This is a genomic window from Sporosarcina sp. SAFN-015, from assembly GCF_059415085.1.
The window spans coordinates 175489-202053 of sequence record NZ_JBPFDR010000004.1 but is presented as its reverse complement, the minus strand read 5'-3'; the positions used below and the strand labels follow the sequence as shown (position 1 = coordinate 202053).

30 protein-coding genes are annotated in these 26565 nt (G+C 45.6%); 25 read left to right on the top strand and 5 right to left on the bottom strand.

Features of this window, described 5'->3' with window-relative positions:
- The first annotated feature begins 32 nt into the window (after positions 1-32).
- Positions 33-1736 carry a methyl-accepting chemotaxis protein gene (locus ACR65H_RS09155; protein WP_440499868.1) on the top strand — a complete coding sequence of 568 codons (1704 nt, stop codon included), beginning with the start codon at positions 33-35 and terminating at the stop codon, positions 1734-1736.
- Positions 1737-2190: 454 nt separating this feature from the next.
- Here the strand turns inward: ACR65H_RS09155 and ACR65H_RS09150 are convergent, their stop codons facing one another.
- A complete protein-coding gene (locus ACR65H_RS09150; RefSeq protein WP_440500094.1) occupies positions 2191-3066 on the bottom strand; it encodes a LysR family transcriptional regulator in 876 nt (291 codons plus the stop codon).
- A 108-nt stretch (positions 3067-3174) separates the two neighbouring features.
- Between ACR65H_RS09150 and ACR65H_RS09145 the strand changes: the two genes are divergently transcribed.
- From ACR65H_RS09145 to ACR65H_RS09100, 10 genes are all read left to right on the top strand, one after another.
- The gene (locus tag ACR65H_RS09145) at positions 3175-4248 is read left to right on the top strand and encodes a citrate synthase/methylcitrate synthase (RefSeq protein ID WP_440499867.1); all 1074 of its coding nucleotides are present in this window, start codon (positions 3175-3177) and stop codon (positions 4246-4248) included.
- A gap of 77 nt (positions 4249-4325) precedes the next feature.
- Positions 4326-6296, top strand: a complete 1971-nt coding sequence (locus tag ACR65H_RS09140) for a S9 family peptidase (RefSeq protein WP_440499866.1) — start codon at positions 4326-4328, stop codon at positions 6294-6296.
- 16 nt (positions 6297-6312) lie between these two features.
- A complete protein-coding gene (locus ACR65H_RS09135) occupies positions 6313-6858 on the top strand; it encodes a GNAT family N-acetyltransferase (RefSeq protein ID WP_440499865.1) in 546 nt (181 codons plus the stop codon).
- Entirely contained in the window at positions 6855-7391 is a 537-nt protein-coding gene (locus tag ACR65H_RS09130) for an SF0329 family protein (RefSeq protein WP_440499864.1), read from the top strand. The genes ACR65H_RS09135 and ACR65H_RS09130 overlap by 4 nt, the downstream gene beginning before the upstream one ends.
- A 504-nt stretch (positions 7392-7895) precedes the next feature.
- On the top strand, positions 7896-8627 hold the full coding sequence (locus tag ACR65H_RS09125) for an ABC transporter ATP-binding protein (RefSeq protein WP_440499863.1): 732 nt from the start codon (positions 7896-7898) through the stop codon (positions 8625-8627).
- Positions 8624-9652, top strand: a complete 1029-nt coding sequence (locus ACR65H_RS09120) for an ABC transporter permease (RefSeq protein ID WP_440499862.1) — start codon at positions 8624-8626, stop codon at positions 9650-9652. Before ACR65H_RS09125 ends, ACR65H_RS09120 begins: the two co-directional genes overlap by 4 nt.
- Positions 9653-9664: 12 nt before the next feature.
- Positions 9665-10306: a TetR/AcrR family transcriptional regulator gene (locus ACR65H_RS09115; RefSeq protein WP_440499861.1), complete on the top strand. Its 642-nt coding sequence runs from the start codon at positions 9665-9667 to the stop codon at positions 10304-10306.
- A gap of 170 nt (positions 10307-10476) precedes the next feature.
- Complete coding sequence (locus ACR65H_RS09110; protein ID WP_440499860.1) at positions 10477-10953, top strand: DUF2975 domain-containing protein; 477 nt, start codon at positions 10477-10479, stop codon at positions 10951-10953.
- 10 nt (positions 10954-10963) lie between these two features.
- On the top strand, positions 10964-11176 hold the full coding sequence (locus ACR65H_RS09105; RefSeq protein ID WP_440499859.1) for a helix-turn-helix domain-containing protein: 213 nt from the start codon (positions 10964-10966) through the stop codon (positions 11174-11176).
- Positions 11177-11389: 213 nt separating this feature from the next.
- Positions 11390-11674 (top strand): late competence development ComFB family protein, encoded by a 285-nt coding sequence (locus ACR65H_RS09100; protein WP_440499858.1) that lies wholly within the window; start codon positions 11390-11392, stop codon positions 11672-11674.
- Between the two features lie 24 nt (positions 11675-11698).
- Here ACR65H_RS09100 and ACR65H_RS09095 read toward each other — a convergent pair whose 3' ends face one another.
- Positions 11699-12526, bottom strand: coding sequence for a flagellin N-terminal helical domain-containing protein (locus ACR65H_RS09095; RefSeq protein WP_440499857.1), 828 nt, complete (start codon positions 12524-12526; stop codon positions 11699-11701).
- Between the two features lie 114 nt (positions 12527-12640).
- Here ACR65H_RS09095 and ACR65H_RS09090 point away from each other — a divergent pair, with 114 nt between their 5' ends.
- Positions 12641-13048, top strand: a complete 408-nt coding sequence (locus tag ACR65H_RS09090; protein ID WP_440499856.1) for a flagellar export chaperone FliS — start codon at positions 12641-12643, stop codon at positions 13046-13048.
- Between the two features lie 66 nt (positions 13049-13114).
- Here the strand turns inward: ACR65H_RS09090 and ACR65H_RS09085 are convergent, their stop codons facing one another.
- From ACR65H_RS09085 to ACR65H_RS09075, 3 genes are all read right to left on the bottom strand, one after another.
- Positions 13115-14164: a hypothetical protein gene (locus tag ACR65H_RS09085; protein ID WP_440499855.1), complete on the bottom strand. Its 1050-nt coding sequence runs from the start codon at positions 14162-14164 to the stop codon at positions 13115-13117.
- Positions 14161-15246: a YaaC family protein gene (locus ACR65H_RS09080; protein WP_440499854.1), complete on the bottom strand. Its 1086-nt coding sequence runs from the start codon at positions 15244-15246 to the stop codon at positions 14161-14163. Before ACR65H_RS09080 ends, ACR65H_RS09085 begins: the two co-directional genes overlap by 4 nt.
- 108 nt (positions 15247-15354) lie before the next feature.
- On the bottom strand, positions 15355-16131 hold the full coding sequence (locus ACR65H_RS09075; RefSeq protein WP_440499853.1) for an enoyl-CoA hydratase-related protein: 777 nt from the start codon (positions 16129-16131) through the stop codon (positions 15355-15357).
- 134 nt (positions 16132-16265) lie between these two features.
- Between ACR65H_RS09075 and ACR65H_RS09070 the strand changes: the two genes are divergently transcribed.
- From ACR65H_RS09070 to csrA, 13 genes are all read left to right on the top strand, one after another.
- Complete coding sequence (locus ACR65H_RS09070; protein ID WP_440499852.1) at positions 16266-17501, top strand: EAL and HDOD domain-containing protein; 1236 nt, start codon at positions 16266-16268, stop codon at positions 17499-17501.
- A gap of 63 nt (positions 17502-17564) precedes the next feature.
- Positions 17565-18410, top strand: a complete 846-nt coding sequence (locus tag ACR65H_RS09065; protein WP_440499851.1) for a DegV family protein — start codon at positions 17565-17567, stop codon at positions 18408-18410.
- Between the two features lie 296 nt (positions 18411-18706).
- Positions 18707-20086: an ATP-dependent helicase ComFA gene (locus tag ACR65H_RS09060; RefSeq protein ID WP_440499850.1), complete on the top strand. Its 1380-nt coding sequence runs from the start codon at positions 18707-18709 to the stop codon at positions 20084-20086.
- Entirely contained in the window at positions 20083-20691 is a 609-nt protein-coding gene (locus ACR65H_RS09055) for a ComF family protein (RefSeq protein ID WP_440499849.1), read from the top strand. The genes ACR65H_RS09060 and ACR65H_RS09055 overlap by 4 nt, the downstream gene beginning before the upstream one ends.
- A 12-nt stretch (positions 20692-20703) precedes the next feature.
- Positions 20704-21123 (top strand): TIGR03826 family flagellar region protein, encoded by a 420-nt coding sequence (locus tag ACR65H_RS09050; RefSeq protein WP_440499848.1) that lies wholly within the window; start codon positions 20704-20706, stop codon positions 21121-21123.
- The gene (locus ACR65H_RS09045; protein ID WP_440499846.1) at positions 21116-21616 is read left to right on the top strand and encodes a GNAT family N-acetyltransferase; all 501 of its coding nucleotides are present in this window, start codon (positions 21116-21118) and stop codon (positions 21614-21616) included. Before ACR65H_RS09050 ends, ACR65H_RS09045 begins: the two co-directional genes overlap by 8 nt.
- Positions 21617-21814: 198 nt before the next feature.
- Positions 21815-22078, top strand: a complete 264-nt coding sequence (flgM, locus tag ACR65H_RS09040) for a flagellar biosynthesis anti-sigma factor FlgM (RefSeq protein WP_440499845.1) — start codon at positions 21815-21817, stop codon at positions 22076-22078.
- Positions 22079-22101: 23 nt separating this feature from the next.
- Positions 22102-22599 (top strand): flagellar protein FlgN, encoded by a 498-nt coding sequence (locus ACR65H_RS09035; protein ID WP_440499844.1) that lies wholly within the window; start codon positions 22102-22104, stop codon positions 22597-22599.
- Positions 22600-22614: 15 nt separating this feature from the next.
- Positions 22615-24231, top strand: a complete 1617-nt coding sequence (flgK, locus tag ACR65H_RS09030; RefSeq protein WP_440499843.1) for a flagellar hook-associated protein FlgK — start codon at positions 22615-22617, stop codon at positions 24229-24231.
- A gap of 18 nt (positions 24232-24249) precedes the next feature.
- Positions 24250-25167, top strand: a complete 918-nt coding sequence (gene flgL / locus ACR65H_RS09025; protein ID WP_440499842.1) for a flagellar hook-associated protein FlgL — start codon at positions 24250-24252, stop codon at positions 25165-25167.
- Positions 25168-25220: 53 nt separating this feature from the next.
- Complete coding sequence (locus ACR65H_RS09020; RefSeq protein WP_440499841.1) at positions 25221-25775, top strand: DUF6470 family protein; 555 nt, start codon at positions 25221-25223, stop codon at positions 25773-25775.
- 83 nt (positions 25776-25858) lie between these two features.
- Positions 25859-26296: a flagellar assembly protein FliW gene (gene fliW, locus ACR65H_RS09015; protein WP_440499840.1), complete on the top strand. Its 438-nt coding sequence runs from the start codon at positions 25859-25861 to the stop codon at positions 26294-26296.
- A 1-nt stretch (position 26297) separates the two neighbouring features.
- Entirely contained in the window at positions 26298-26522 is a 225-nt protein-coding gene (gene csrA, locus ACR65H_RS09010; protein ID WP_440499839.1) for a carbon storage regulator CsrA, read from the top strand.
- Positions 26523-26565: the final 43 nt, after the last annotated feature.

Genomic DNA, 26565 nt, shown 5'->3' with positions numbered 1-26565 from the left:
AAAACAAAAAAATAACTAAAGGGGCAAACACCATGCGTTGGACTGTCGGGAAGAAATTATCGTCGATTTTGATGCTCATGATTATTCTCATTTTGGGAATGAGCGCTGCTGGTATCATCAGTACATTTACGCTGAATAAAAACACATCTACAATTAACGACATCATCATCCCGAAAATCGAAAACATCAATGCACTTGAAAAAGGAACTCAAAACGTGTTAAGCGTGACACAAAGGCATATCCTTTCGAAAGATGATGATTTCGAAAAACAATACGAAAGCGAAATCATTGCTGAAAAGGATTCTGTGAACAACGTTATCTCTACATATGATCAGTTGCTGTCGACAAATGCGGAACGAGAGTTATTAACGGACGTAACTGAGTATTGGAAAACCTTTACCGCGGATATCGATGCCATCATTGAGATGAGCGGCAAAGGACTGGATCAGAAGGCGACCGAGCAGTCATACGGCGCAATCATCACTAGTAATGAAATTAATAAGAAGTTGAGTGAGCTAAGTGCGCTTCATCATGAAGAACTGGAAGAAATCGAGCAAAAAGGAGCTATGCTTTATTCGACAGTCTTAATTACGTTATCGATTAGCGCATTGATTGCTGTCCTGATTGCCGTTTTGGGCAGCCGCTATTTAATGCGCACTATCCAACGGCCGATCGTTTCTCTTTCTGATAGTTTTAAGCAAATGGCGACCGGCGATTTGTCCATCAATCCGATCGTAATTAAGACGAAAGATGAAATCGGTCAGCTCGGCGATAATTTCAACACGATGCTTGCCAATTTGAACGAGTTGGTAGCGGAATTGAGAGAAAATGTCCATACACTGGCCGCAACATCTGGCCAATTCTCGGCCAGCGCAGATGAATCAGCCCGTGCTTCCGAGCAGATCACGAACTCGGTCATCGGTGTGTCGGAAGGTGCGGCTATCCAATTGGAAAGCGCACGCTCCAGCAGCGTGATCGTAGACGACATAGCGGATCAATTGAATCAAACGGTAGAGTCGATCCAGCATGTTTCCGAGATGGCTGTCGCTGCGACGGAGTTGACTGAAGCCGGCGCAGAAAGAATGACAGCGACTGTCGGAAAAATGGAAGACATCCAGCAGTCAACAAAGAGGACGGCAGCGGTTGTAGAATCGTTACATACAAAGTCGTCTGAAATCGGCAAAATTGTCTCGATCATTACGAATATCGCAGGACAAACAAACTTGCTGGCGCTAAATGCCTCCATCGAAGCGGCAAGAGCGGGAGAACACGGGAAAGGCTTTGCGGTCGTTGCTTCCGAGGTTGGCCACTTGGCGCTCGAATCAGGCAATGCGGCATCCGACATTCGAAAATTGATTGAAGAAATCCAACACGAAGTAAGCGGGGCAATCAAAGCGATGGAAACATCAACTCTGTTCGTGGATGAAGGGCTTGAAATGGTGCATCAGACCGGAGAAGGCTTCCAGGAAATCGCTCGACGTGTGAATGAAGTATCCACGCAAGCCGTCGAAATTTCCAAGATCAGTGAAGGGATAAATGCCAGTACGCAGCAAGTAAAACAACTCGTCGACGAAGTGGCGAACTTGTCGAATCAGTCCGATGAAAACGCCCAGGACATCGTGGCGGCAGCCGAGGAGCAAAGCGCCACGATGCAAGAAATCGCCGCTTCCTCCACAGTCCTCAGCTCGATGGCGGATACATTGCAGCAGCTCGTCTCCAAATTTAAAGTGAAATGAATATAAAGCGATCCATATACGATAGGGATCGCTTTTTTGGGTGGGCTGCGTATCTTCATGCATCACGTAAGGAAGGCAATTCGCTACGCAACTAATGCATGGCGTATCGCAATCAATTCAGTTCGCAACGCAATGAAAATGTGTTGCAACACAAAAATTAGGTCGCAACGCAATTAAAACTGGGTGCAACACAATCAATTTGGTGCGCAACGCAATTAAAGCAGGACGCAACACAATCAATTCGGTTCGCAAAGCAACAAATAGGTCGCATGGCAATTAAAGCTGGGTGCAACACAACCAATTCGGTTTGCAACACAATGAAAATGGGTTGCAACTCAAAAAAATAGGTCGCAACGCAATCAAAGCCGGACGTAACACAATCAATTCAGTTCGCAACACAACTAAGTCCCATTGCAACACAACCAAGTTACTAGCAATAATCCCGTATAACCGCCTACCCAAAATAATAAGCCGAAATCTCCCGAATAAACGCCTCTTCCAATTCACCTTTCTTTTTCACAAGAATGAACGTCGAAACGGTCGGCAATGGAAACAGATCAAAATGCGGCCGCATAAGCCGACCTTCCGTCAGTTCGCGCCGGACAATCGAGTGGGGGAGGAAAGAGACGCCTAACCCTTCTTGGATGAACCGCTTCGCGATATGCGCCTGCGTCACTTTCATCGTGCGAACCCCCGTCACATGCTTATGCAGCATGACAAGTAGATCGTCCCAGTAGACCGGATGATGATGTGTCAATAAATAATTGCCGAGAAGCGCTTCCACCACATCAACAGGCGGGCCGCTTTCCTCGTCGTAGCTGTCCGTCGGTGTAATAAAAACAATTGGATCATCGTAGATGCGTATCGATTCGATTCCTTTCAACGTCGCATCCAAGGCAGAAATGCCTAAATGGACTTCACCCGAATCGACGAGCTGCTCAATCATCTCGGACTCCTCAACACGGATTGTCAGCTCCACATCGGCTTGACTCACCATGAACGTCCGCAAGAAATAAGGCAAAATCGTCTCTGCCATGAGCGGTGAAATGGCGATCGTCCACATTCGGCGGTAGCCTTGCGCAAATGCGTGCATTCGATTCACGCTTTCATCCAGCCCTGCAAGCAATTTCATAGCTTCCACGTAAAACACTCTTCCGGCATCGGTCAATGTAACCCGATTGTTGATCCGGTCGAAAAGCCGGACGCCAACATGCTCTTCCAGCAGCTTAATATGTACCGTGACAGTCGGCTGTGACAACAGCAATCGCTCTGATGCTTTCCTGAAATTCAACGTCTCCGCCGCCACGACGAATGTTCTTAGCCATTGCATATCCACTCGCACTCACCCCTGATTAATAAACTTAATCAATCTATTCCAAAACATTCAATTTACCTAATTATACCTCCCGCCTATACTGAAGAAAAGGAGGAATGTATTATGTTTCAAAAAGGCTTGAAAGATGTCGTTGCAGTACATACGAAGATTGCGTCCGTAGAAGGGGATATCGGTGAACTTCGATACCGCGGAATCCAAGTCGGCGAGCTGATCACCAATCATTCATTCGAGGAGATTGCATACTTCCTTTGGAACGGAAAATTCGCAGACCGAAACGAATCATATACTCTTCAAGAGGGCAGGGACTTACCCGCGCATGTAAAAACGATCATCGACGCTCTCCCAACCGAAACGCCGTTGATGGATGTAATGCGAACAGCTACATCCGCATATGCACATCCCGCTTTCACGAATCAACCAATCGAACAGCAAGCACGCCAACTAACGGCTTCACTCCCGGTCATCATAGCGAGACATTATCGTAACGCAAACGGACTGCCGATTATCGAACCTGACCCAACTCTATCGCATACCGCCAACTATTTATGGATGTTAACCGGCAACAAACCTGCCGATGTCCACGTAGAAGCGCTCGAAACATACTTGAAATTAACGATGGAACACGGCATGAACGCCTCCACATTCGCTGCGCGAGTCACGATTTCCACTGAATCCGACTTGACAGCGGCCGTCACGTCAGCGCTTGGCACGATGAAGGGACCTTTGCATGGCGGCGCTCCGTCAGCCGTCATCGAACTGCTTGAAGAGATTGGTACAGAGGACAACATCAGTCCCGTCATCCAAACAAAACTAGAGAACGGCGAACGGATCATGGGATTCGGCCACCGGATATATAAAACAGAAGATCCGCGTTCCATCTTATTACGGGACAAATGCGCCAACTTGGCTGGTCAAGACGGCTGGCTAGATCTCGCGACAGCGGCAGAAAAAGAAATCATCGAGCTTCTGGAAGCATACAAACCAGGTCGCAAACTGTACACGAACGTCGAATATTACGCGGCCGCAATTATGCGGGCGCTCCAAATGCCACCCGAACTATTCACCCCGACATTCAGCGCAGCAAGAATGGTCGGATGGACCGCACATTCCATCGAGCAACTGAGTGACAACACGATCTTCCGCCCGCAATCCGTCTACGTCGGAAAAAAATCTTGAAATAATGCAAAATTAAAAAGGGAAAACTCCTCCGGCTGTCGAAATATGTAGAATAGAAAAGAGAAGGGGGAATTCCCATGAGAAACTTACAAACAGAAGATTTATTCAAACTGCAATCCGTCACGAACCCGCAACTCTCACCTGACGGAAAAGAAGCGCTGTTCATCAAAACGCACATCGACGAAGAAGAAAACAAATATATCGCGAACCTTTACCATATCGACCTTGAGACGAAGGAAACGGCGCAATGGACATACGGAAACCACCGTGTCAGCTCGCCAAAATGGTCGGCAGACGGCAAGCAAATCGCTTTTTTGTCAAATCGCGACGATAAAAATCAGCTATACATCCTTTCCGCCCGCGGAGGCGAAGCGAAGAAGCTTACATCATTTGAAAAAGGTGTTTCTGGCTTCGAATGGTCGCCATGCGGAACGAAAATCTGGTTCGATGCTTCGGTGAAAGAAGGCAAAACGTTCACGGACAAAGAAGAGAAGGATGAAAAGAAAAAACCGGAACCTGTCCGCGTAACAAAAATGAAATATAAAATGGACGGCGTAGGTTTATTGCCACAAGATTCATTCAAACAAATCGGCTTCATTGATATCGAGACTGAAGAAGTGACGCAATTTACGGAAGGGAATCACCAGCATACGTTGCAAGCCGTTTCGAATGATGGAAAGCAAATTGTCATCGGCGTAAACCGTAACGAGAATTTGGACTTTGAATTCCGTCAGCCGCTTTATTTGGTCGATGTCGAGTCGAAGGAAGAGACAATCATCATCGATGAGGAAGGCTATTATGGCGGGGCAAACTTCTCATTGGACGACGACTATATCGCGTTCGTTGGCTCGGATCGCGCGTTCCAAAATGCGACACACGGGAACTTGTATGTGTACGATACGAAGCGCGGCAATACGATCAACATTACGGAAAGCGTCGATGCTCCGGTCGGCGACTATACTGTGGCGGATCATCAGCAAGGGGCGAACGCGCCAGCAGCCGTCTGGACGAAGGACAATGATCTCTACTTCCAGCTTTCGTCGATGGGCGATGTGCGCCTTTATTTCGCAACGCTTGAAGGGGAGTTGTACCCGGCGTCTCAGGAAAACGAGCATGTTTACGGCTATGACGTGAATCGGGAAGGCGATTTCGCGTTGCTTGCGGTGAGCTCTGCAGTGAATCCAGGCGAAATTTATAGATTGATGATCGCGACAGGCGAAAGAGTAGCCCTTACATCATTCAATAAAGATTATTTGGAGGAAGTTCAACTGGTAGAGCCGGAAGCAATCGTCTTCAAAGGACCGAAAGACTGGGATGTACACGGCTGGCTCATGAAACCGGCAGACTTCAAAGACGGGGAGAAACACCCGCTTATCGTCGACATCCACGGCGGACCGCACGCCATGTTCGGCAACACGTTCTTCCATGAAATGCAGCTGCTTGCGGCGCAAGGATACGGCGTGCTGTATATCAATCCGCGCGGCAGCCATGGGTACAGCCAGGAGTTCGTCGATGCTGTCCGCGGCGCTTATGGCGGCGGCGATTATGAGGATATCATGGCATCAGTCGACTATGTGTTAGCGGAAAACGAATGGATTGACGAAAATCGTCTCGGCGTTACGGGAGGCAGCTACGGCGGCTTCATGACAAACTGGATCGTCGGCCATACGAACCGCTTCAAAGCAGCTGTCACACAGCGTTCAATCTGCAACTGGATCAGCTTCTTCGGCGTATCCGACATCGGCTATTACTTCAGCGACTGGCAAATCGCCGCAGACATGAAAGATGTCGAAAAGCTCTGGAAGCATTCCCCGCTGAAATACGCGGAAAACGTCGAAACGCCGCTATTGATCCTTCATTCAGAAAAAGATTTCCGCTGCCCGATCGAACAGGCGGAGCAGCTATATATTACATTGAAGAGCATGGGGAAAGAGACGGAATTCGTTCGCTTCCCGGATGCAGACCACAACTTATCGCGGACCGGCGCACCGAATCTCCGCGTCGAGCGATTGAACGAGATTACGGGCTGGTTCGCGAAATACCTATAATCTTGGAGGCTATTATTTGTCATATACAGTAGAAGGCGTAACAATTCGCCCGATTAGAGATGAAGATTTGTATCGCATGTGGGAATTAAGCTTCAAAGAGGAAAACCCCGAATGGAAGAAATGGGACGCTCCGTATTACCCGCATGTATCAATACCGTACGAAGCGTTTCTTGAACGGAAAGACCAAATCGTCGTGCAAGGCGATTATTGGGGCATCGAAGTGGACGGCGAGCTCATCGGCATGGTGAGCTACTATTGGGAGCACGAGCCGTCCCTTTGGCTTGAGATGGGCATCCTCATCTACGAGCCGAAATATTGGAGCGGCGGCTACGGAACGAAAGCGCTCACGATGTGGATCGATCATTTATTCAACGAAATGCCGCTTGTCCGCGTCGGCCTTACAACATGGTCCGGCAACGAGCGGATGATCCGCGTCGCCGAAAAGCTAGGCATGACAATGGAAGCGCGCATCCGCAAAGTCCGCTACTGGAACGGCGTCTACTACGACTCGATCCGCATGGGCATGCTGCGCGAGGAATGGGAAGCGCATAAGGCGAAATGAGATGGTCTAAGCTAAAGCAATTGTCGGAAGGATTTCTGTGCGAACCGCTTCAAGGGCGAATCCACTACCATTGGATCATCCATCGGAAAAGCCATGACCAGCCGGGAACATTCCGGATGACATTGGACGGTACGGAAATCTTCCGGGCCTCCGATATTCCCTTCAATATTGCCGTCAATACCCGCGGACAGGAATTGACCGAGGAAAGAGCGATCGACCCTTTACAATGGGAATCCGATTGGCGAAAGATGTGGGAGTCGAATGAACGGAAGCAGCTGCATGCCGCCTACGAAGATGCGGAGACGGAAATGAAAGAGCGTGGCGTATACCCGTCATGGGAGATTATCCATCTCCTGTTCGACTACATTCAAATGCCATTTGAAGAAGCGCTGACACATGAGCATCCCTTCATTCGGGCAATTTCCTTATTCGACAGGCGGCTAGGGAAGAGAAAATGGGATGGAATCGATGTTGAAACAGAAACAGATCTTGTAAGGAATTTCTACAAATTTCGCGATGAATTGAATGACTAGAAGTAGTAGAGGATAGTTTGCCGTCATACTGGCATCTATCCTCTTTTTCAATTGATTGTGCGTTAATTGTGTTACGGCTTATATTGATTGTGTTGCCCCCGGCTTTGTTTTCGTTACGGTATGGGTTAATTGTGATGCACTTCACTTTGATTTTGATGCACCCGCCAATGATTGTGTTACGACTCAACTTGTTTGTGTTCCGCTCATCCGCAGCCACACAAAACGAACGCGGCAAGATATCGTTACCCTCAGCATGCAATATCTCGTGCCAAATGCCTTTCACAAACTATAAATTATCTGGAGCAGGTGAATCTCCATGAATAATAGAAGGACCAAAGTCCCGAGACGAGCATAACTAATTGATCTAAGAGCATTTAGCGCGAAACTAAAACCTTTATTACCAGACACTCCCGCGTGATGAGTGATTACTCACTTTACAAACTGATTTTCAACGAATACAATAAAGTGAGTAATCACTCACTATTAAAAAAGAGGTGACCAACGATGAAAGAAAGTGAAGTATGTGTCTCCATCCGCAACGTCTCGAAAAGCTTTGGCAAGCATCAAGTCCTTCAAGACATCAATCTCGACATTTACGAAGGGGAAATCTTCGGGTTGCTTGGACCATCCGGTGCGGGGAAGACAACGCTCGTGAAGGAACTCGCTGGCCTAGACGAACCGACGGAAGGGGAGAATCAATTATTCCACGAGAAGATGCCATCCCTGAATCTCATTAACCGGATCGGGTATATGGCGCAATCGGACGCCCTTTACGAGGAGTTATCCGCGAAGGAAAATCTTCAATTCTTTTCGGAACTGTACGGATTGAAGGGGCAGAAACAAGCGCAGCGCATCAACGAAGTGATGGAGCTCGTTCAGCTTTCGGGCGACGTCACAAAACTTGTTTCGAACTACTCCGGGGGAATGAAAAGACGCCTTTCCCTCGCGATTGCATTGCTCCACGAACCGGAACTGCTCATCCTCGACGAGCCGACTGTCGGAATCGACCCAGTCCTTAGGAAAAGCATATGGAATGCATTTACAGACTTGAAAGCACAAGGAAAAACGCTCATCGTCACGACCCACGTCATGGATGAAGCCGATAAATGCGACCGGCTCGGTTTAATCCGTGATGGAAAACTGATTGCAGTCGGCACGCCTGCTGAATTGAAAAAGGAAACCAATTCAGCAACAATCGAGGAAGCATTCCTCGTCTTCGGAGGTGTGGAACGATGAGAGTGATGGCATTGGTTAAACGGATCCTCCGTCAACTCGTCAGGGACAAACGGACAATCGGGCTGCTTATCTTCGCGCCAATTCTCGTGTTGACGATGCTCTATTTCGTCTTTAACGGCGACGATTACACACCGAAAATCGGATTGGTTGATGTACCTGAAATGCTCGTCGACCAAATCAACACGGAAGGCGCAAAAGTAACGACCTTCGAAACGGAAGCGGAAGCGAAGAAACAACTAGCCGCTCAGGAACTCGACGGCTATTTGAAAATCGAAGACAATAAACCGTCCATCGTTCTAGAGGGAAGCGATCCTAGCGTCACAGGTGCTACGATGAAATGGCTGCAAAACGCATTGCCAAAACCGCCCCAAGCGGTCGATACACCGGAATTGGAAGTTGATTACTTGCACGGCTCAAGCGATATGGGGCAATTCGATTATTTCGGTCCAGTGTTGCTCGGATTTTTCGTGTTCTTCTTCGTCTTTCTCATCGCGGGCGTTTCATTCCTGCGCGAACGGACGACGGGAACACTCGAACGGCTTCTTGCCAGCCCGCTTCGCAAATGGGAAATCGTCGCCGGTTATGTCATCGGCTTTGGACTTTTCACGACAATCCAGTCTACAATTATAACAGCGTACGCAATTTACGTGCTTGGCATGGTTATGGAAGGAGCCTTCTTCTACGTGCTCCTGATCATCATCATCCTCGCGATGACTGCACTGACGCTCGGCATCTTGCTCTCATCATTTGCGCATAACGAGCTGCAAATGATGCAATTCATTCCGATTGTCGTCGTCCCACAAGTGTTCTTTTCCGGCCTGTTCAACTTGGAGACAATCGCCGAGTGGCTCAGCTGGATCAGTTACTTGACGCCTCTTTATTATGCTGCCGAAGCATTGCGCGACGTCATGGTGAGAGGCGCCGGATTCGGTGACATTTTGACAAACGTGCTCATACTTGCAGGATTCTGCCTGCTGTTCATTGCCATTAACATCGCCGTACTACGCAAATATCGCAAAATGTAAGAGGAGGCCGTCATGACAGACGAAAACATGCTAGAGGAAATGCTGCAGGAAGACGACAGCCTGACAGATAAACAAAGAAAAATCCTCGTTGCAGCGACAGAAATGTTCGCGGAAAAAGGCTTCGCCGCCACATCTACGAATGAAATCGCCAAAAAAGCGGGTGTAGCGGAAGGCACGATCTTCCGCCATTACAAGACGAAAAAGGATCTGCTTCTTTCCATCGTTACGCCGATGATGGTGAAAATGCTCGGTCCGATTATCATTAAAGACTTGAACAAAGTGCTCGACAAAGAATTTGAGCACTTTGAAGACTTCGTCCGGGCAATGATTAAAAACCGCCAGGAATTCCTCGAGAAAAACTTGAAAGTCGTCCAGATCTTTCTCCAGGAAATCCCGTTCCATTCTGAACTGCGCGATCAATTCATCGAACATATTGGAAAAAAGGTCGTCAACCGCTTTATCCAAATCATCGAGCATTACCAATCAAAAGGCCAAATCATCAAACTGCCCGCAACAACCGTCGTCCGCCTCGCAGCCTCGACGATTATGGGCTACTTCGCCGCTAAATACGTCATCGGCGTAAAATGGGATGATGAAGAAGAGATCAATCAAATGATCCACTTCCTCAAAAGAGGGCTAACTCCCGACGAATGAGAAAAGAAGGTCTCGCACCTTCTTTTTTTGTTGCAATTAAGAATGCGCTTAGATTTGCTTGCTCTATATCCCAATTCAATAGTATTTTAACTATAATCGATAATTATTTATTGATAATCGATAAATTATAAGTTATAATCAAAGCACATTACACATGCGAGGTGCTTTTAATGAAACGAGGATCAACATTATTTTTAAAACTGGCACTGTTTCTTATCGGGATGCCGGTTCTTGCATTATGTATATATGGGCTCTATTCGTTAATTAATAATCCATTCAATCCACAGTATGCCTACGCCCTCTATCCGATCGTGATAGGCATGTATGTATCCGTTATACCGTTTTTCGCCGCATTGTATCAGGCGTTTAAACTATTAAGTTATATTGACAAGAACGAAGCATTTTCCGAGCTATCCGTCAAAGCTCTCCAGAAAATAAAGTTTTGTGCGATGACGATCAGCGTATTGTATGTCATCATTTTGCCATTCGTTTATATCGTGGCGGAGCTGGATGATGCGCCAGGTCTCATCATCTTTGGAATGGTTCCTGTCTTCGCTGCTTTGGTGATCGCGGTGTTTGCTGCGGTCCTTCAAAGATTGCTGCAGGAAGCTATTCATATAAAATCAGAAAATGATTTAACGGTCTGAGGTGAAACCAATGGCGATTATAATAAACATTGACGTAATGCTAGCAAAAAGGAAAATGAGCGTAACAGAACTAACGGAGAAAGTCGGAATCACAATGGCGAACTTATCCATACTGAAAAATGGAAAAGCAAAAGCGATCCGTTTTTCAACGTTAGAAGCGATTTGTAAAGCTTTGGATTGCCAGCCTGGCGATATTTTGGAATACCAAAACGATGAAGAGTAATCACAAAAAGTCGGTTCCTGCCAATAGGAATTCGACTTTTTTGTACTAAAGCATATAACTGCCCGAGTAGACGAATAAATCCCGCAAATGCTCGTAAAACCTCTTAAATAGATATAAAGTCCTTTGTTCATAATACAACTTTCCTACAGTTCCTTAATTTTCCTTCAAATGTTACGATGAAGTTAGAAGCTCCATTCTAGGGGGTTATGAAACATGCCAGTATACAATGTAATGGAAGAAGTCGTCCAAGGCGTACTCCAACAATACGAAAAAGAACTACATCTATCGTGCAGTTGCGACAGATGCAAAGACGACATCATGGCTATCGCACTGAACGAAATCCCGCCGCGCTATATCGTCAACACCAATCTAAGCCCATACATCCGCGCCTCCCACGTCGCAGACCGGCAAGGCGCAACGAATATCCTCTCAACTGTCGTGAAAGCGGCACGCATCGTCTCCGCATCGCCCCGCTGCGAAAACGCAAAAAAAGAGTAGGCAGGGAGAAATCCCAACGCCTACTCACTTCGAAAACAACGACATCACACTATGGATATTCTGATTCACCTGTTTGACAAGCAGATGATCCCCTTGCTGACGGATATCCAGATTCACGAAATTCATCATTTCCTTCGCCATATCCGTATCCTCTAGCAATGAAAGCGACTTCGTCAAATTATTTTCGAACGTCAACGCATTCGTCAAATGATGCTCGACCGCTTCCATATTCGAACCGATACGTGTCAAATGGCTGGAAACTGTCTTAATTGCATCATCGATTTTCGTAATGAGCTCATTTGCCAAATCGCGCAACTCCAGCGACACATACTTGCCGTCATCCTTGCGAAGACCTAAAGCCTGAGCACTGACATCGACAAGCGTTATTTTCATTTGCTGCCCTGGATTCGCCCCGACTTGCAACGTCAATGATCCCTCTTGGCCCAATATCTTCTTCGTATTGAACTCAAGCTTCGAAGCTGTATCATCGACAGCGCCAAGCAAATTCTCAAGCTCGACTTGGCTAGCCGCACGGTCGTTCACCGTTAGCGTATCATTCGAACTCATCACCGCAAGCTCGCGCGCCCGCTGCAACAGGCCATTCACATTATTCAGCCCTTCATTCGAAGCCTCAAGAACGGACAACCCGTCCTGCATATTGCTCTGCGCCCGGGAAATCCCACGGATCTGCGCACGCATCGTCTCCGAAATCGACAGCCCTGAAGCGTTGTCGCTGCCCTTCGCAATCTTCACGCCGGACCCAAGCTTCATCAAACTCTTCTCAATCTGACCCGCATTCCGCATCGACCGATTCGCCGACACCGCAATATGCTCGCCGCTCAAAACACGCATTCCATCACCCCAATTCAAACTTCTACACGATCTCCATTTATATATCGGACGAAAACGATTGAAATGAACAGAAAAAAGCCGATACAAAAGAAAAAGCGACAGGAGGCACCTACATTGACAACCGTAGACATCGAAAAAGCAATCCAAATCTACAAAGAAGCGAGCGCCTCCACATTATCGATGATGGAATACGTCCTCCTCCTGCTCAACGAACTCCAAAAAAACATTCAACAATGCAAGCAGGCGATCGGGGCAGGGGATGCCGACGAGCGAGACCGTACATTGCAAAAAGCACAAGACTTTCTATTCGAACTCATGACGACGACCGACCACGAAGCCGAACGAAGCGAACGGCTCATGGCCATCTACCTTCACATGAACCAATGCCTCGTCCAAACACATATGACCAAAACGGATAGCCTTCTCGACCATGTCGAAGAAATGACTGTTCAGATAATCGCGTCATGGCAAGTCGCCAAACAAGTAACGCGCCGCAGGAATTTCACGACGGACCGCTTGTGAATGATGAATCTTTTTGGGGGATTAATAAATTTATGAAAATATAAGAGAAATGCTGCAATCCCTTTTTTATAAAAACTTATGGTTAATGGATTCCAAGGTTCCAAAGAAAGGATTCAAATCTTCATCGATAACTCTAAGCTTTAAATCCGCATGGCTGCCAAATTTATTATTAAAGCTAGTACTAATATTTTCGATTTGACACAGTGTTGGTGCAGGTTCTGTATCATAAGGGTCAAAAACATGGACTAAGTCTATGGGATTTAAGTTGTATATTTGCTGTGATTTTAAAGAATAGCCGTTTCCTACGAGGTGAGAAGCACTTCTAATACTAATCAAATTATCTTCGTTATAAATAGGTAGCTTGCTCTGAAAGAAGGATTGATAGATGAGTTGATTTAAAGTTTGTATTGATTCTCTTATACACATTAACGAGATAAAATATTTCAAGGGTATTATAGTTTTATCCCTTTTAGCATTTTCAATCGCTTCTAATATATCATCTGGAGAGTGCATGACCCCTGCTTTACGAATCCTATCCGTAAATAAAAAAATGATGTTTTCTATATTCTTGCTACTAATTTTATTTAGTTCGGAATGTAAACCACTAGGGATTTCACCAATCTCTTGAAACCCTTTGTGTTTTTTGAAATGCAATTGAAGACTTTCTAAAATTTCATCAGTAAAAATCAATGAATCATAACTATGTTCTTTAGTTACAACTTTTTCATAAATACTATAGGGATCTAAGATACTTCTGTGATTTAAATTATTTGGTAATAAATTAATTATTTTTTCGTTTATATAAATAATTTCCCTATGTAATTTAGTTAATAGTCCATACTGCTCTTTAGTTAATTGTGGTACTAAGCAATTAAATTGTTTTTCAATCTCTTTTCTTTGGCTATCAGCAACTAAATATCCATAGAATTGAATATTCGCTTTTTCTGCGCTTTGGTTTCTTATTATTTTTCCAAATTCATACTGATCTAGCCTTTCACCTATTTTTACGTCTTGAAATTTATTCAATTCACTCATCATCGAAGAAACTTCGTCCCTAAAGGATGAATTTTTTAAAATGGTTTTACACATTTCATAGGCAACTTTTACGATACTCATTTATATTTCATTCCTTTTCCGTAAAGTAAGTGTTCTAACTGTTCCTGCACAATCTTATTTATGTCTTCACTTAATGTTGTAAATCTTAAATCAGTTATACCCTCTGTTTCATTAACAAAGAAAATATCCTTATCCTCTATGAAATTCAAGACTAAATTAGGGAGGTGACGAACTGATACAGATAAAAACTTCTCAACCAATAATTTCTCTCCAGTTATGTCTTTTTGGATAAAAGGGTTCCATATACTTGGATTGTATCTAGATAAAAACCCAAGTCCGTATAATCCAGAATACATGGCTATTAAAAGTGATAAATTAACTAGCTTTCCTTGTTTCTTCAAAGCCAATTGGAGAAATTTTCTTCCGTGCAATGAATATACCCCTATATCCTTAAACTTGATTTTTCTATTTAGAATGACCATATCATTTTGAAATTCAGGAATTAGATAATTAACATTTAAATCTTTTACTCTATCTATTAGAGAAGTGTTGTTTTTTAGAAATGGGTATTCCCCAAAGTTTATTCTTTCTATAGTCCTGTCCCTCAGCTTGATAACCTCAATAGGAATAACATTTGAATTAGTAGAATAACACATTTCGAAATCATTTCTTAAATCGGGAATAATACTAAATACTTCTTTTAGCTTCCAACTCATTCCTTTTGGGAAATCGTCATCTGAAAAGACTTCGCAAAACTTCGTAAACCCACCAAACTCACTGTCTTTAATAGTGATAAGGGAATTTCCAATTCCTTCTGTCAAATCTTTTGGCGGTGATAAACTCATTCCATGACCTCTTATGTCAATTTTTTTACCCGTTTTCAAACTAGCAAATCCCACCAATAGGTTCGTTACCCCATAATAAATTAATAAAGGTGTTATATATAATGACGAATGCTTTGCAGACTCAAAATAGGCATGAGACTGCATAATTGAACCCGCGATGAAATCAATCAACTCATCATCAGAAGTATGATCCATTTTAAATAAATATTTTTCTATATTAGAAGGGTATCCATAACGTAATAACAATTTCCATTGTTCTTGTTCTGGATTTTCAGTAACTATATACTTTTTTTCCATTCTAAATCCATCTCCTAATTTTAATTAAAGTGAAACCCTTTATTAATTATCCCTTTATTCTTTTTTTATGAAAGAGAAATAATCGGTCCTCCGCAACCATTCCCATCATCATTTTCCTTTGAACTCCGGTTTACGCTTCTCCGCAAAAGCCGCAAGCGCCTCCAACCGATCTTCCGTCGGGATTGTAATCTCATACGCTTTCCGCTCGATCGCAAGCCCCGTCTGCAAATCGGTGTTCATTCCATGCTTTATCGCGAACTTCGCTTGCTGCAGAGCAATCGGTCCATTTGCGAGCAGCCCCTCTGTGAACTGGTCTACCGTTTCGTGTAAAATATTCGCAGGAGCGACGCCCGTCAATATGCCGTATACAAGTGCATCATCTGCCTTCAATCGTCTCGCCGTCAAAATGAGCTCCATCGCTTTTGCTTCACCGATCAGCCTCGGAAGCCGCTGCGTCCCGCCGGCTCCTGGAATGATTGCGAGCCCCGTCTCCGTCAGTCCCATTACCGCCGAATCCGCCGCGAACCTGAAATCGCAAGCTAATGCAAGCTCCATTCCACCGCCGAACGCATAACCGTTTAACATTGCAACTGTCGGCTGCGGCAAATTTTCCACCATCGTAAACACTTCGCCGATCTTATAAATATTCCGTTTCACTTGCGAATCCGACAGCAGCCTTCGCTCCTTCAAATCAGCCCCCACACTGAATGCACGGTCCCCGGAGCCCGTAAAGGTGACAACCCGGATATCAGGATTAATGCGAATCGACTCGATCACTTGTCCTAGTTCAGACAGCATATTGTAATTGAACGCATTCATTGCTTCCGGACGGTGCAGCGTCACCTTCGCGACATGCCCAACTTGCTCAAATAGTAGTGTTTCCATTGTGAAACCTCCCATTTCCTCAAACTTTCATCCAACATATCATTTTTCTTAATCTACTGCTATTAAAATAGTTTGAAAATTAATAGTAAAAGAGAACTAGTTTTGGTATACTGATTGCATTGAGAGGTGGGAACATGGAGGCACATATATTTGTAGGAAGACAGCCTATTTTGGACACTGAAGGGCGCATTTTCGGTTATGAACTGCTGTACCGCAATAGTGAAAAAAACAGCTTCCCGAATATCGATCCAGAGCAGGCGACAATCCAATTGCTTATCAATACATTTTTATCGATTGGCGTCGATCAGATTTCGGGGGATTCAAAGTCATTCATCAATTTTTCCGGTGACCTGCTCATTAAGGACATCTTTTCGAGTTTGAAGCCGGAATCTGTCGTCATCGAAATTTTAGAGGACGTTGAAATTACGCCAGCTCTTATCTCGAGAATTAAGGAGATCAAGCAGGATGGATTTCAACTTGCGCTCGACGACTTCATCATGCAAGACCAATACGCCTTACATAATGAATTATTCAAGTTGATCGATTATGTGAAAGTGGATTTTCTCGCTGTAGACGAAAAGGGTAGACGTGCGATTGAGAAATTCATTAAACAATACCCTCATATTCAAATGATTGCGGAAAAAATCGAAACCGAAGAGCAGTTTCAGATGGCGAAAAAAAGCGGATACGATCTGTTCCAAGGGTATTTCTTTGCCAAACCAGAAATCATTAAAGGCGTCGAAATCCCCGCGAACCTTAATTTGCATATGCAAATTATAAACAGGCTGAACGTTTCGGACCCGAACATCGACGAAATCGCAAATCTAATACTCCATGACATCTCACTAACGTACAAATTGCTGCGATTTATTAACACGATGAATTTCAATATCCCGAAAAGCGTAGGCTCCGTTAAGCAGGCGATTGTCTTGATCGGCTTGCGTGAATTGAGGAGATGGATGCGGATTTTAATGCTGCTCGATATCGGTGATCATTCATCGAGCGGCCGCATTAAAGCGCTCGTTTCCTATTCAATGTCACGTGCGAAAATGTGCGAGCTCATGGCAGTCCGTACAGGGTATCCGAACGGCGACGAGCACTTCTTCGTCGGACTGTTTTCATTGCTCGACGTCATTATGAAGCGCAACTGGGACGATATTATACCGATGTTCCCATTTTCCGAGGACGTGGCGGAAACGTTGTCAGGAAAGCAAACCGACTTGAGCCCTTACTTGGAGCTCGCAATTGCGACGGAGCGTTTTGATTTAAAAAGTATCGAGAAAATCGGAAAACAATTCGGAGTGTCGAAAGAGGAGATTGCTGCGTTTTCGAATAAAGCGAACCATTGGGCGCGAACACTTGAGAGATGACCTTTTAAACCTTTTCTTTTCACCTGCATATCAAGTAGAATATTATGCAGGAGTTGATTAGTAGTGAAAACAGCAATTGTAACAGATAGTACGGCATATTTGCCGTCTTACATAGTGGAGGAGTTCGATATCCACGTTATCCCGCTGACAGTGACGATTGACGGACAGGCTTTCGAAGAGGAAGTCGATCTGACGTCAGCGGATTTTTACGATAAAGTACGCGGCGAAGGACCGTTGCCGAAAACATCCCAACCGCCCGTCGGAAAATTCGTTGAGCTGTTCGAATCGTTGAAAGCGGACTATGATGCTGTCATTTCGATCCACCTATCTAGCGGTATTAGCGGAACTTATGCAGGTGCCGGCCAAGCAGGGGAAATGGTGGAAGACATAGACGTCCGCACTTTTGACACGGAAATTTCGTGCTATGTCCAAGGATTTTACGTCATCCGGGCAGCCGAAAGGGCGAAAGAAGGCGCTGCTCCCGACGAAATTATGGCGGAGCTCGAGGAAATGAAAAAGACGACGCGCGCCTACTTCATGGTGGACGACCTTGCACATTTGCAGCGTGGCGGCAGACTGTCAAGCGCACAAGCACTGATCGGCGGCCTACTGCAAGTGAAGCCAATCCTCCATTTCCAAGACAAAGTGATCGTCCCATTCGAAAAAATCCGCACACGCAAAAAAGCGATGAAACGCATCGCTGACATGCTCGCAGAAGACGCTGAAAAAATGCCTCTCGACGCGGCAATCATCCACGCCAACCAACCTGAAGAAGCGGAAATCTGGTTAGCTGAACTATCAGAACGCCTGCCTGACGTCAATTTCACCATCAGCCACTTCGGCCCGGTGATCGGTACGCATTTAGGTGAAGGATCGATGGGGCTTGGATGGACAAGACGAAAAGCGTAAGCGGCCGCCTAGATGCGACAGGCATAAGCGTAATGGAAGGGCTCCTTTATTCCGATAAAGGCTCAATTAATCGTACAAGGGCTCCTTTATTTTGATAAGGGCTCAATTAATCTGGCAAGGGCTCCTTTATTCCAAGAAGGGCTCAATTAATCGCACAAGGGCTCCTTTATTCCAACAAGGGCTCAATTAATCAATCAAAGGCTCAATTGGTCAAAAGCATTCAGCGCGGCACGACGCGTCATTAACCAAATTCTTGCCGCGTACAACTACAAAATAACAAAAGTGGGGGTGTGAACATGACAAAACCATTCAATCCGGCAATCCGGGATTTCCTGGACGGCCGCATTTGGCTGCGCATGCACACCCCTTTTCCGCGCGAAGAAATCGATGCGCTTATTGAAGCAGGACATATTCAAACAATCAAAGGCATTGAATCAAAACCATCTTTTCTGAATCAAAAACGCCACTTCTGCAAACGGTGTGAAAATGAAGACCCTACCCGCTTCACAATATTCAACTGTGCCAAATGCGAAGGAACATGCACGTATTGCAGGCAATGCCTCAAAATGGGCCGCGTCTCGTCATGCACGGAACTCATTATATGGAATGGTGAGAAACCGACATACCCAACAAACCACACAATCGCTTGGCAAGGCACACTTACACCGCATCAGCAAAAAGCATCCGACGAACTGACCGAAAGCCAAAATAAACGAGTGTCCCATCTCATCTACGCTGTTTGCGGATCAGGAAAGACGGAAATTCTGTTTCAGCCTATACATAAGCTGCTCAATGAAGGAAAACGTGTTTGCATCGCGGCGCCTCGTGTCGACGTCATTCTCGAACTCGAACCGAGATTGCGCGCAGCATTCCCTGATACGAAAATCGAAGCGTTATACGGCGGTGCCAAGCCGACGATGGAAGCTTCCCAGCTCGTCCTCGCGACAACCCATCAGCTATACAGATTCCAGCACGCATTCGATGCCGTCTTCGTCGATGAAGCGGATGCTTTCCCATACAAGTCCGATGCAACATTGCAAAAGTCCGTCCGAAAAGCGGTCAAACCTGGTTTTCCAGTCCATTACGTAACAGCGACACCTTCAGATAGGCTCCTCTCGGAAATGAAACGGGCAGGCTTCGTCTCTATCATCAACCGGCGCTACCACGGCCACCCATTGCCTGTCCCGACATTCACCCCGTTATGGAGCTACGAAAAGCAGATCCGAAAAGGTGTCCTTCCGAAAAAACTCGTCAAATGGACGGAACAACGGCTTGCAAACAAAGAACCGTTCCTCATCTTCTTCCATCATATCGGTTTAATGGAGGAAGCTGAGCCTTTATTCCAGCTCATCGACCCGCGCATCCGCTCCGTTCATGCGTCGCATCCCGACAGGAAAGAGCATGTGCAGGCGTTGCGGAATAAAGTACTGCCGGGCTTGCTTACGACGACTATCCTTGAACGGGGCATTACAATACCGAACGTGCAAGTAGCAGTCGTCGGAGCCGAACAGCAAATCTTCGACAAAGGCGCCCTCATCCAAATCGGTGGTCGAGTCGGAAGGTCGGCGGACTTTCCATCTGGTGATTTCATCCTGTTCCATAACGGCATTACGTACGCGATGGACGAAGCGAAGACGGAAATTGACAAATTAAACAAAGGAGGCGTCCGCACATGAATTGCCTCCTTTGTGAGCAGAAACTTGCCTCCACACCGAGCTGGCAATCCCTTTTTGCCATCGAAAAGACATCATTAATTTGCGAAAACTGTTCAAAAAGCTTCGAACGGGTCGACATAAAAGAGGAAGGCGATCCGGTCGATCACGTCACTTCCATCTATACATATAACGAACCGATGCGCGAATATCTCCATCAATACAAATTCCTACAAGACGTCGCACTCGCAGGTGTCTTTGCGGAGGAACTACGCACAGAACTGACAGGGAAGGACGCCATCATCGTACCGATCCCGATGCATCCGCAAAAGAAAATCGAGCGCACTTTCGCTCACGTCGAGGAAATGCTTAAGGAAGCGCGCATTCCATTCGAAGACCTACTCCTTAAGACAAACACCGAAGTGATGGGAGAGAAAACGAGAGAAGAGCGGCTTGCCATGCGCAATTTATTCACAATCAAACCCGGAAGCGAAATCCAAAATACGACCTACATACTCGTCGATGACATATACACAACAGGCACGACACTCCGACAAGCAGCAACCGTCTTGAAGGAAGCTGGCGCAAGTCGAGTGGAGGCAGTCACGCTCATCCGTGCTGAAAAATAGGAGGAACAAATCATGGCAGAACTAAAACATTGCCCGACATGCGGCGACTTTTTCAACTACACTGGTATCCGAGAAGTATGCGCCAAATGCGCACGCAGCGAAGAAGAAAAGTATGAGGAAGTGTACCGCTTCCTAAGAAGACGCGAAAACCGCGCCGCGACAATCGAACGGATTGTAGAAGTAACAGGCGTGACCGAAACGTTGTTGCATAAATGGGTACGGAAAGGCCGTCTACAACCGGCATTATTCCCGAATCTCGGTTATCCGTGCGACAACTGCGGCAAGCTCACGACGAAAGGCAAGCTTTGCGTAAATTGCACTGAGGAACTGAAAAGTGGGCTGCGCCAATTCGAAGCTGCTCAAGAATTCAGGGAAGCAGTCCAAAAAAGCGAATCCGGCACATATTTAGCCGATCGAAACAGAGATGATTAAGGAATCGGTATCGTTACGGCCATTACGCATCGCCGATTATGAAGCTGTTCTAAATTGGAGCAAGGACGACCTCTTCTGTGCCGCAAACGACTGGGAGAAAAATCGCGATGAAGAGGAGCTTTACCAATGGTGGGTGCGCTGTGTAAACATCCAAGCGGAAGATTTTATTAGATTGGGAATTGAATTCAACGGGAAACTGATAGGCTATGCTGACTTGGCAAATATAGAAGGGAACATCGCCGAAATAGGCATCGCAATCGGCGAATCATCCCTTTGGGGAAAAGGCATTGGCTATCGTTCGACGTTGAGTTTAATGAAATACGCTTCCTCGAGACTGGGAATCACTGACTTCAGCGCAGAAACACACGAAACAAATATCCGTTCACAAAAAATGCTGCACAACCTCGGATTCAAGGAAGTGAGCAGAATCGGCAGCGAAGAATATATGGGCGAGGTTAGCCAGTTGATTCAATTTAGGCTGAAAAACCTATAAATTCTAAGAAACACGCATATACGCCCTAAACCGACTTGCACAAGTCGGTTTTTTCCTCCTTTTAAAGGGAAGAATAAGCTAGGACTACCCCTGCAAAACGCACAAACTCCGTTTTCCTTCAAAAGACCCTAAACGTTGTCACAAATCTGCCGAAATAAGAGGTAAGACCAAATTGACACATCGAAAGGAGCGAGACAAATGAAAATCAATAAAATTAACATCCCGCCCGTCAACCCGTACCGGACGAACCAATTGAAAGCCGAGCAAGCGAAAGAACAGGCGAAATTCAAAACGGATAAACTCGAAATCTCATCCGAAGCGAAGCAGCTCTCCGAAACATCACCGATCACAACACAACGGAACGAGCGCGTGCAACAGCTGAAAGCAGAAATCGAATCAGGGAACTACAAAGTGGACGCTGAAAAACTCGCCTCCAATCTAATGAAGTACTACAAAAAATAAGGACTACGAAAGCAGGGGTCTCCATGTCAATAGATACAATCCTTTCCATACTCGACAACTTGGAAAAACTGCATAAGAGCCTGCTTCGCATTGCAAACGAAAAAACTGCGCTCATAAAAAACGGCGACATTAACGGCATCGACCAGCTTATGAAAGACGAGCAGGCTCATCTTGCTGCTATCGTCCAAATGGACAACAACAGGCAAAAAGCGGTCATCGCATACCTCAAAGGACAAGGACGTCCCGTGCCGATGAACCCGACAATCGCCAATCTGATCGAAGCAACACCCGAGCCGGAAGAGAACCAACTTGTGGAGGCGAAGGACCGTCTCCTGCATGCGATTCATGAATTGAAATGGCAAAACGACTTGAACCAAAAACTGACCTACCAATCCCTTCAATTCGTGAATCTGTCGCTGGACATGATCCGCCCGCGTCCGGAAACGGCTACCTACTCAAAAACTGAAATCAACGGCAGAAAAGAGAAGAAGGAACTACCAAACTTCGACTCGCAAGCCTAAGGAGGAACACTCACCATGCGCTCCACATTCATGGGACTCGAAACAAACAAACGCGGACTGTACACCCAACAATCCGCCCTCTATACAACAGGACACAATATTAGCAACGCCAACACACTAGGCTATACCCGCCAGCGCGTCAACATGCAGGCGACCGCCGGATTCCCAGGTGTCGGACTGAACACCCCAACAATGCCTGGATTCCTCGGTACTGGAGTAGAAGCGGGCTCCATCCAACGTATCCGCGACTCTTTCGTCGATCAGCAGTATAGACAGGAATCGAATAAGTTAGGGTATTGGGAATCAAAATCAAAAGCGATCACTCAAATGGAAGATGTCTTGAATGAACCGTCCAGTTACGGTCTTCAACAATCGCTCAGTGAATTTTGGCAGTCCTTAAACGACCTTGCCGTGAATCCGAAAAATGGCGGAGCGCGGGATGTCGTTGTACAACGGGGAGAAGCCGTTGCTGATTCATTCAACTATCTTCATGGTTCATTGACACAAATCCAAAAAGACATAGGCAGTGAAATTGGAATTGCAATAGAGGATGTTAACTCAATCCTTGACCAAATTGCGAAACTTAACGGCCAAATTGCCCAAGTAGAACCGAACGGCTATTTACCGAATGATCTCTATGATGCGCGAGATAATTTACTCGATCAATTATCCGCCTATTTACCAGTGAAGACAGAGAAAGTTGAATCAGGCGGAAGAGCGTTAAAAATTGCAGAAGGCTCACTTACTGTCACAGTTACTTTCGGTGGTAAAGAAATTAAAGTAGTTGAAGGTTCAAATTATGCCCAGTTCAAAACTGAAGGGGCTGTTGATAAAAATAAGACAACTCCAAATGAGTCTCCATTTGCAGGCTTCTATTTGCTTGATGGAAAATCCCTCGAAAAAGGGGAAGAGTCGTTTGTCGATTTCAATTTAGCGGAAAGTGAAAACAAAGAGCAAGTTACTTTTGTGAAGTCAAAAGACGAAGGTAAAATCAATTCCCTTATTACTTCTTTCGGCTACACGAACGACAAGGGTGAAGTAAAAGGCCTTTATCCTGAGATGATTGATAGCCTAAATGAAATGGCTAGAGAATTTGCTAAAATGTTCAATGAAGCTCATAGAGAAGGTTTTGAGTTGAATAGCGGTAATAATGGACAAAACTTTTTCGACCCTTATTCAGAGAATGTCGGCGACACTGATAATCCTTATGATTATAGCAGTATGACCGCAGGAAATATCGCTGTTTCTGATTATATAAAAGAAGATTCCAGTAGAGTTGCGGCCTCGTCCAAAGCAACTGAAGAAGGAAATGGGGCAAACGCCAAAAATCTTGCCGGTATTCAATTTAAGCCGATGGGTGATAACGGTCCGTCTCTCCAGACATATTTCCAAGGGGTTATAGGGAAGCTTGGAGTTGAAGGGCAAAATGCAGCAAAGATGGCATTCAATTCAGGGACACTGCTCGGAGCAGTTGATCAACGACGAGCTTCCATCAGCTCAGTTTCCTTGGATGAAGAAATGACTAATATGATTCAGTTTCAACAAGCATACAACGCCTCGGCAAGAATGATCACGGTCGTTGATGAAACATTAGATAAAATTATCAACGGCATGGGTGTTGTCGGCAGATAATAGGGAGGAAGAATAGCAATGCGTGTTACACAATCTATGCTCTCCAATAACATGCTCCGCAACTTATCGACGAGCTATAATAAAATGGGCAAGCTTCAGGATCAGCTGACAACTCAAAAGAAAGTGAACCGTCCATCCGACGACCCTGTCGTTGCGATGAAAGGTATGGCTTATCGTATGCAAGTAGATAAGGTGGAGCAATACCAAAGGAATCTTGGAGAAGTGCATAACTGGCTTGACACAACTGACGATGCACTTGACCATGTCGGTGAAGCGATGAAACGGCTCCAAGAACTCGTAACAGATGCTGCTAACGATACTAAAACGTATGAAGACCGCCAAAAAGTACTGAAAGAAATCGACCAACTGCGCGAACAAGTGCGTGACTTGGCGAATACGAAAGCGGGAGAGAACTATCTGTTTTCAGGAACGAAAACGGGAGAACCGCTTTTTCAAGGGGAGACAATCGCCGGGGTTGCAATTCCTCCGGATGGCGACTATCCAACTGCCTTTAACCCATCATTCCAACAGCCAGTAAATATTGAAGTATTTGATGGCGTCGAATTGCCGGTCAACACGGATGGAGCTGCACTGTTCTCCCAAATCGATGACATGTTCAGGCAACTATCTGCAACGATTCAAGATGAAGGAAAAAGCGGCTCGGACATCAGCTCCTTTTTAGGCAATGTAGATGACATGCAAAATCTTGTCCTAAAGGAGCGTGCAAACATCGGTGCCCGACAGAATCGTGCGGAAATGATGGAAAACCGTCTTGACTCCCAAGAGGTCATCTCGAAAAAACAAATGTCCGAAAACGAGGATATCGATATCGAGAAAGTAATCACCGAAATGATCACACAAGAATCCGTCCACCGCGCAGCACTTTCAGTCGGTGCAAGGATTATCCAACCATCTTTAGTAGATTTTCTACGTTAATAAATCAAAAGCGTTTGGTCACATGCCAAACGCTTTTCTAAAAGGTGAAGCTTATGAACATCCCACAACTTCAAATCCAAACAACACGCGGCATTCTTGGACTGCAAATTGATAAACCAATTCAAGAAATCGAGCAGCCAAAAGCGACGATCCACCAAGAGCAACCAGCCGCCATTCTAGAAATGTCGACGACAAGATCCCAGCTCTCCATAGACTCGACAGAAGCGCGTGCCGACATTGACTTGAAAAGTCCACTTCGAAGAGGCGACGAAAATGCGCAATACGGGATGCAGCAAATAAATGAAGGAATTGCAAGACGAGCACAAGAAGGCCAACAGCTCATGCAAATTGAAAATGGGGGAGACCCGATTGCCGACATAGCTAAACAAAACGCTAACCCGCCTCCTGCACCACTCGGCATCCGATTCGTAGGCGACCGGACAAAAATCCAAATGTCCTTCCAACCCGGCACACTCAACATCAACGCAACACCACAAAAACCGGTATTAGACGTCCAAATTAACAAACCGATCCATAACTATACTCCGGGCAAAGTCACTGGTCATATGGAACAATACCCATCCATCCAAATCGATTGGACAGTGTAACAAGAACGGGACAGCTCGTTCTTTTTTTATTCTCCCGACAATGGTACTCTCAATATAGCGAACTAGGTAAAGGAGCGAATAACATGCATATCCAAACAAAGTTTCATGGTGAAATCGAAATCAAAACGGATCAACTATGGAACTTCCCGAAAGGTATTCCAGGTTTCGAAGACGAAAAGGAATTTATTCTTCTACCTATAGAAGGAAACGATATTTTCCAAGTCTTACAATCAACCAATTCACCAACCGTCGCGTTCATCGTCACAAATCCATACACGCTAGTCGCAGACTATTCGTTCGACATCGACGAACCGACAATCGAACTGCTCGACGTCGAAAAACCGGAAGATATATTCGTACTCGGGATTCTTACACTGAAACAGCCATTCGAGACATCTACAATTAACCTGCAAGCGCCACTTATCTTCCAAATGAACAGCAGAAAAGCAAAACAAATGATATTAAATGATAACCGTTTCACAACTCGCCACACAATCGGCCAACCGAAGGAGGCAAAATGACATGCTAGTCCTCTCTCGCAAAACGAATGAAACAATCAAAATCGGAGACGACATCGAGCTCCGCATCCTTGAAGTTAAGGGCGACACAATCCGAATCGGCATAGAAGCTCCGAAAACTGTAGACATCCTTCGCGGAGAACTGGTCCAGTCAATCACCGAAACAAACACAGAGGCACTTACATTAGATGCTTCCCTTTTTTCTCAACTTACAAAGAAAGAGCAATAATACTTCAAAATGGATGCCTAGCAATACTGACTGGCGTCCATTT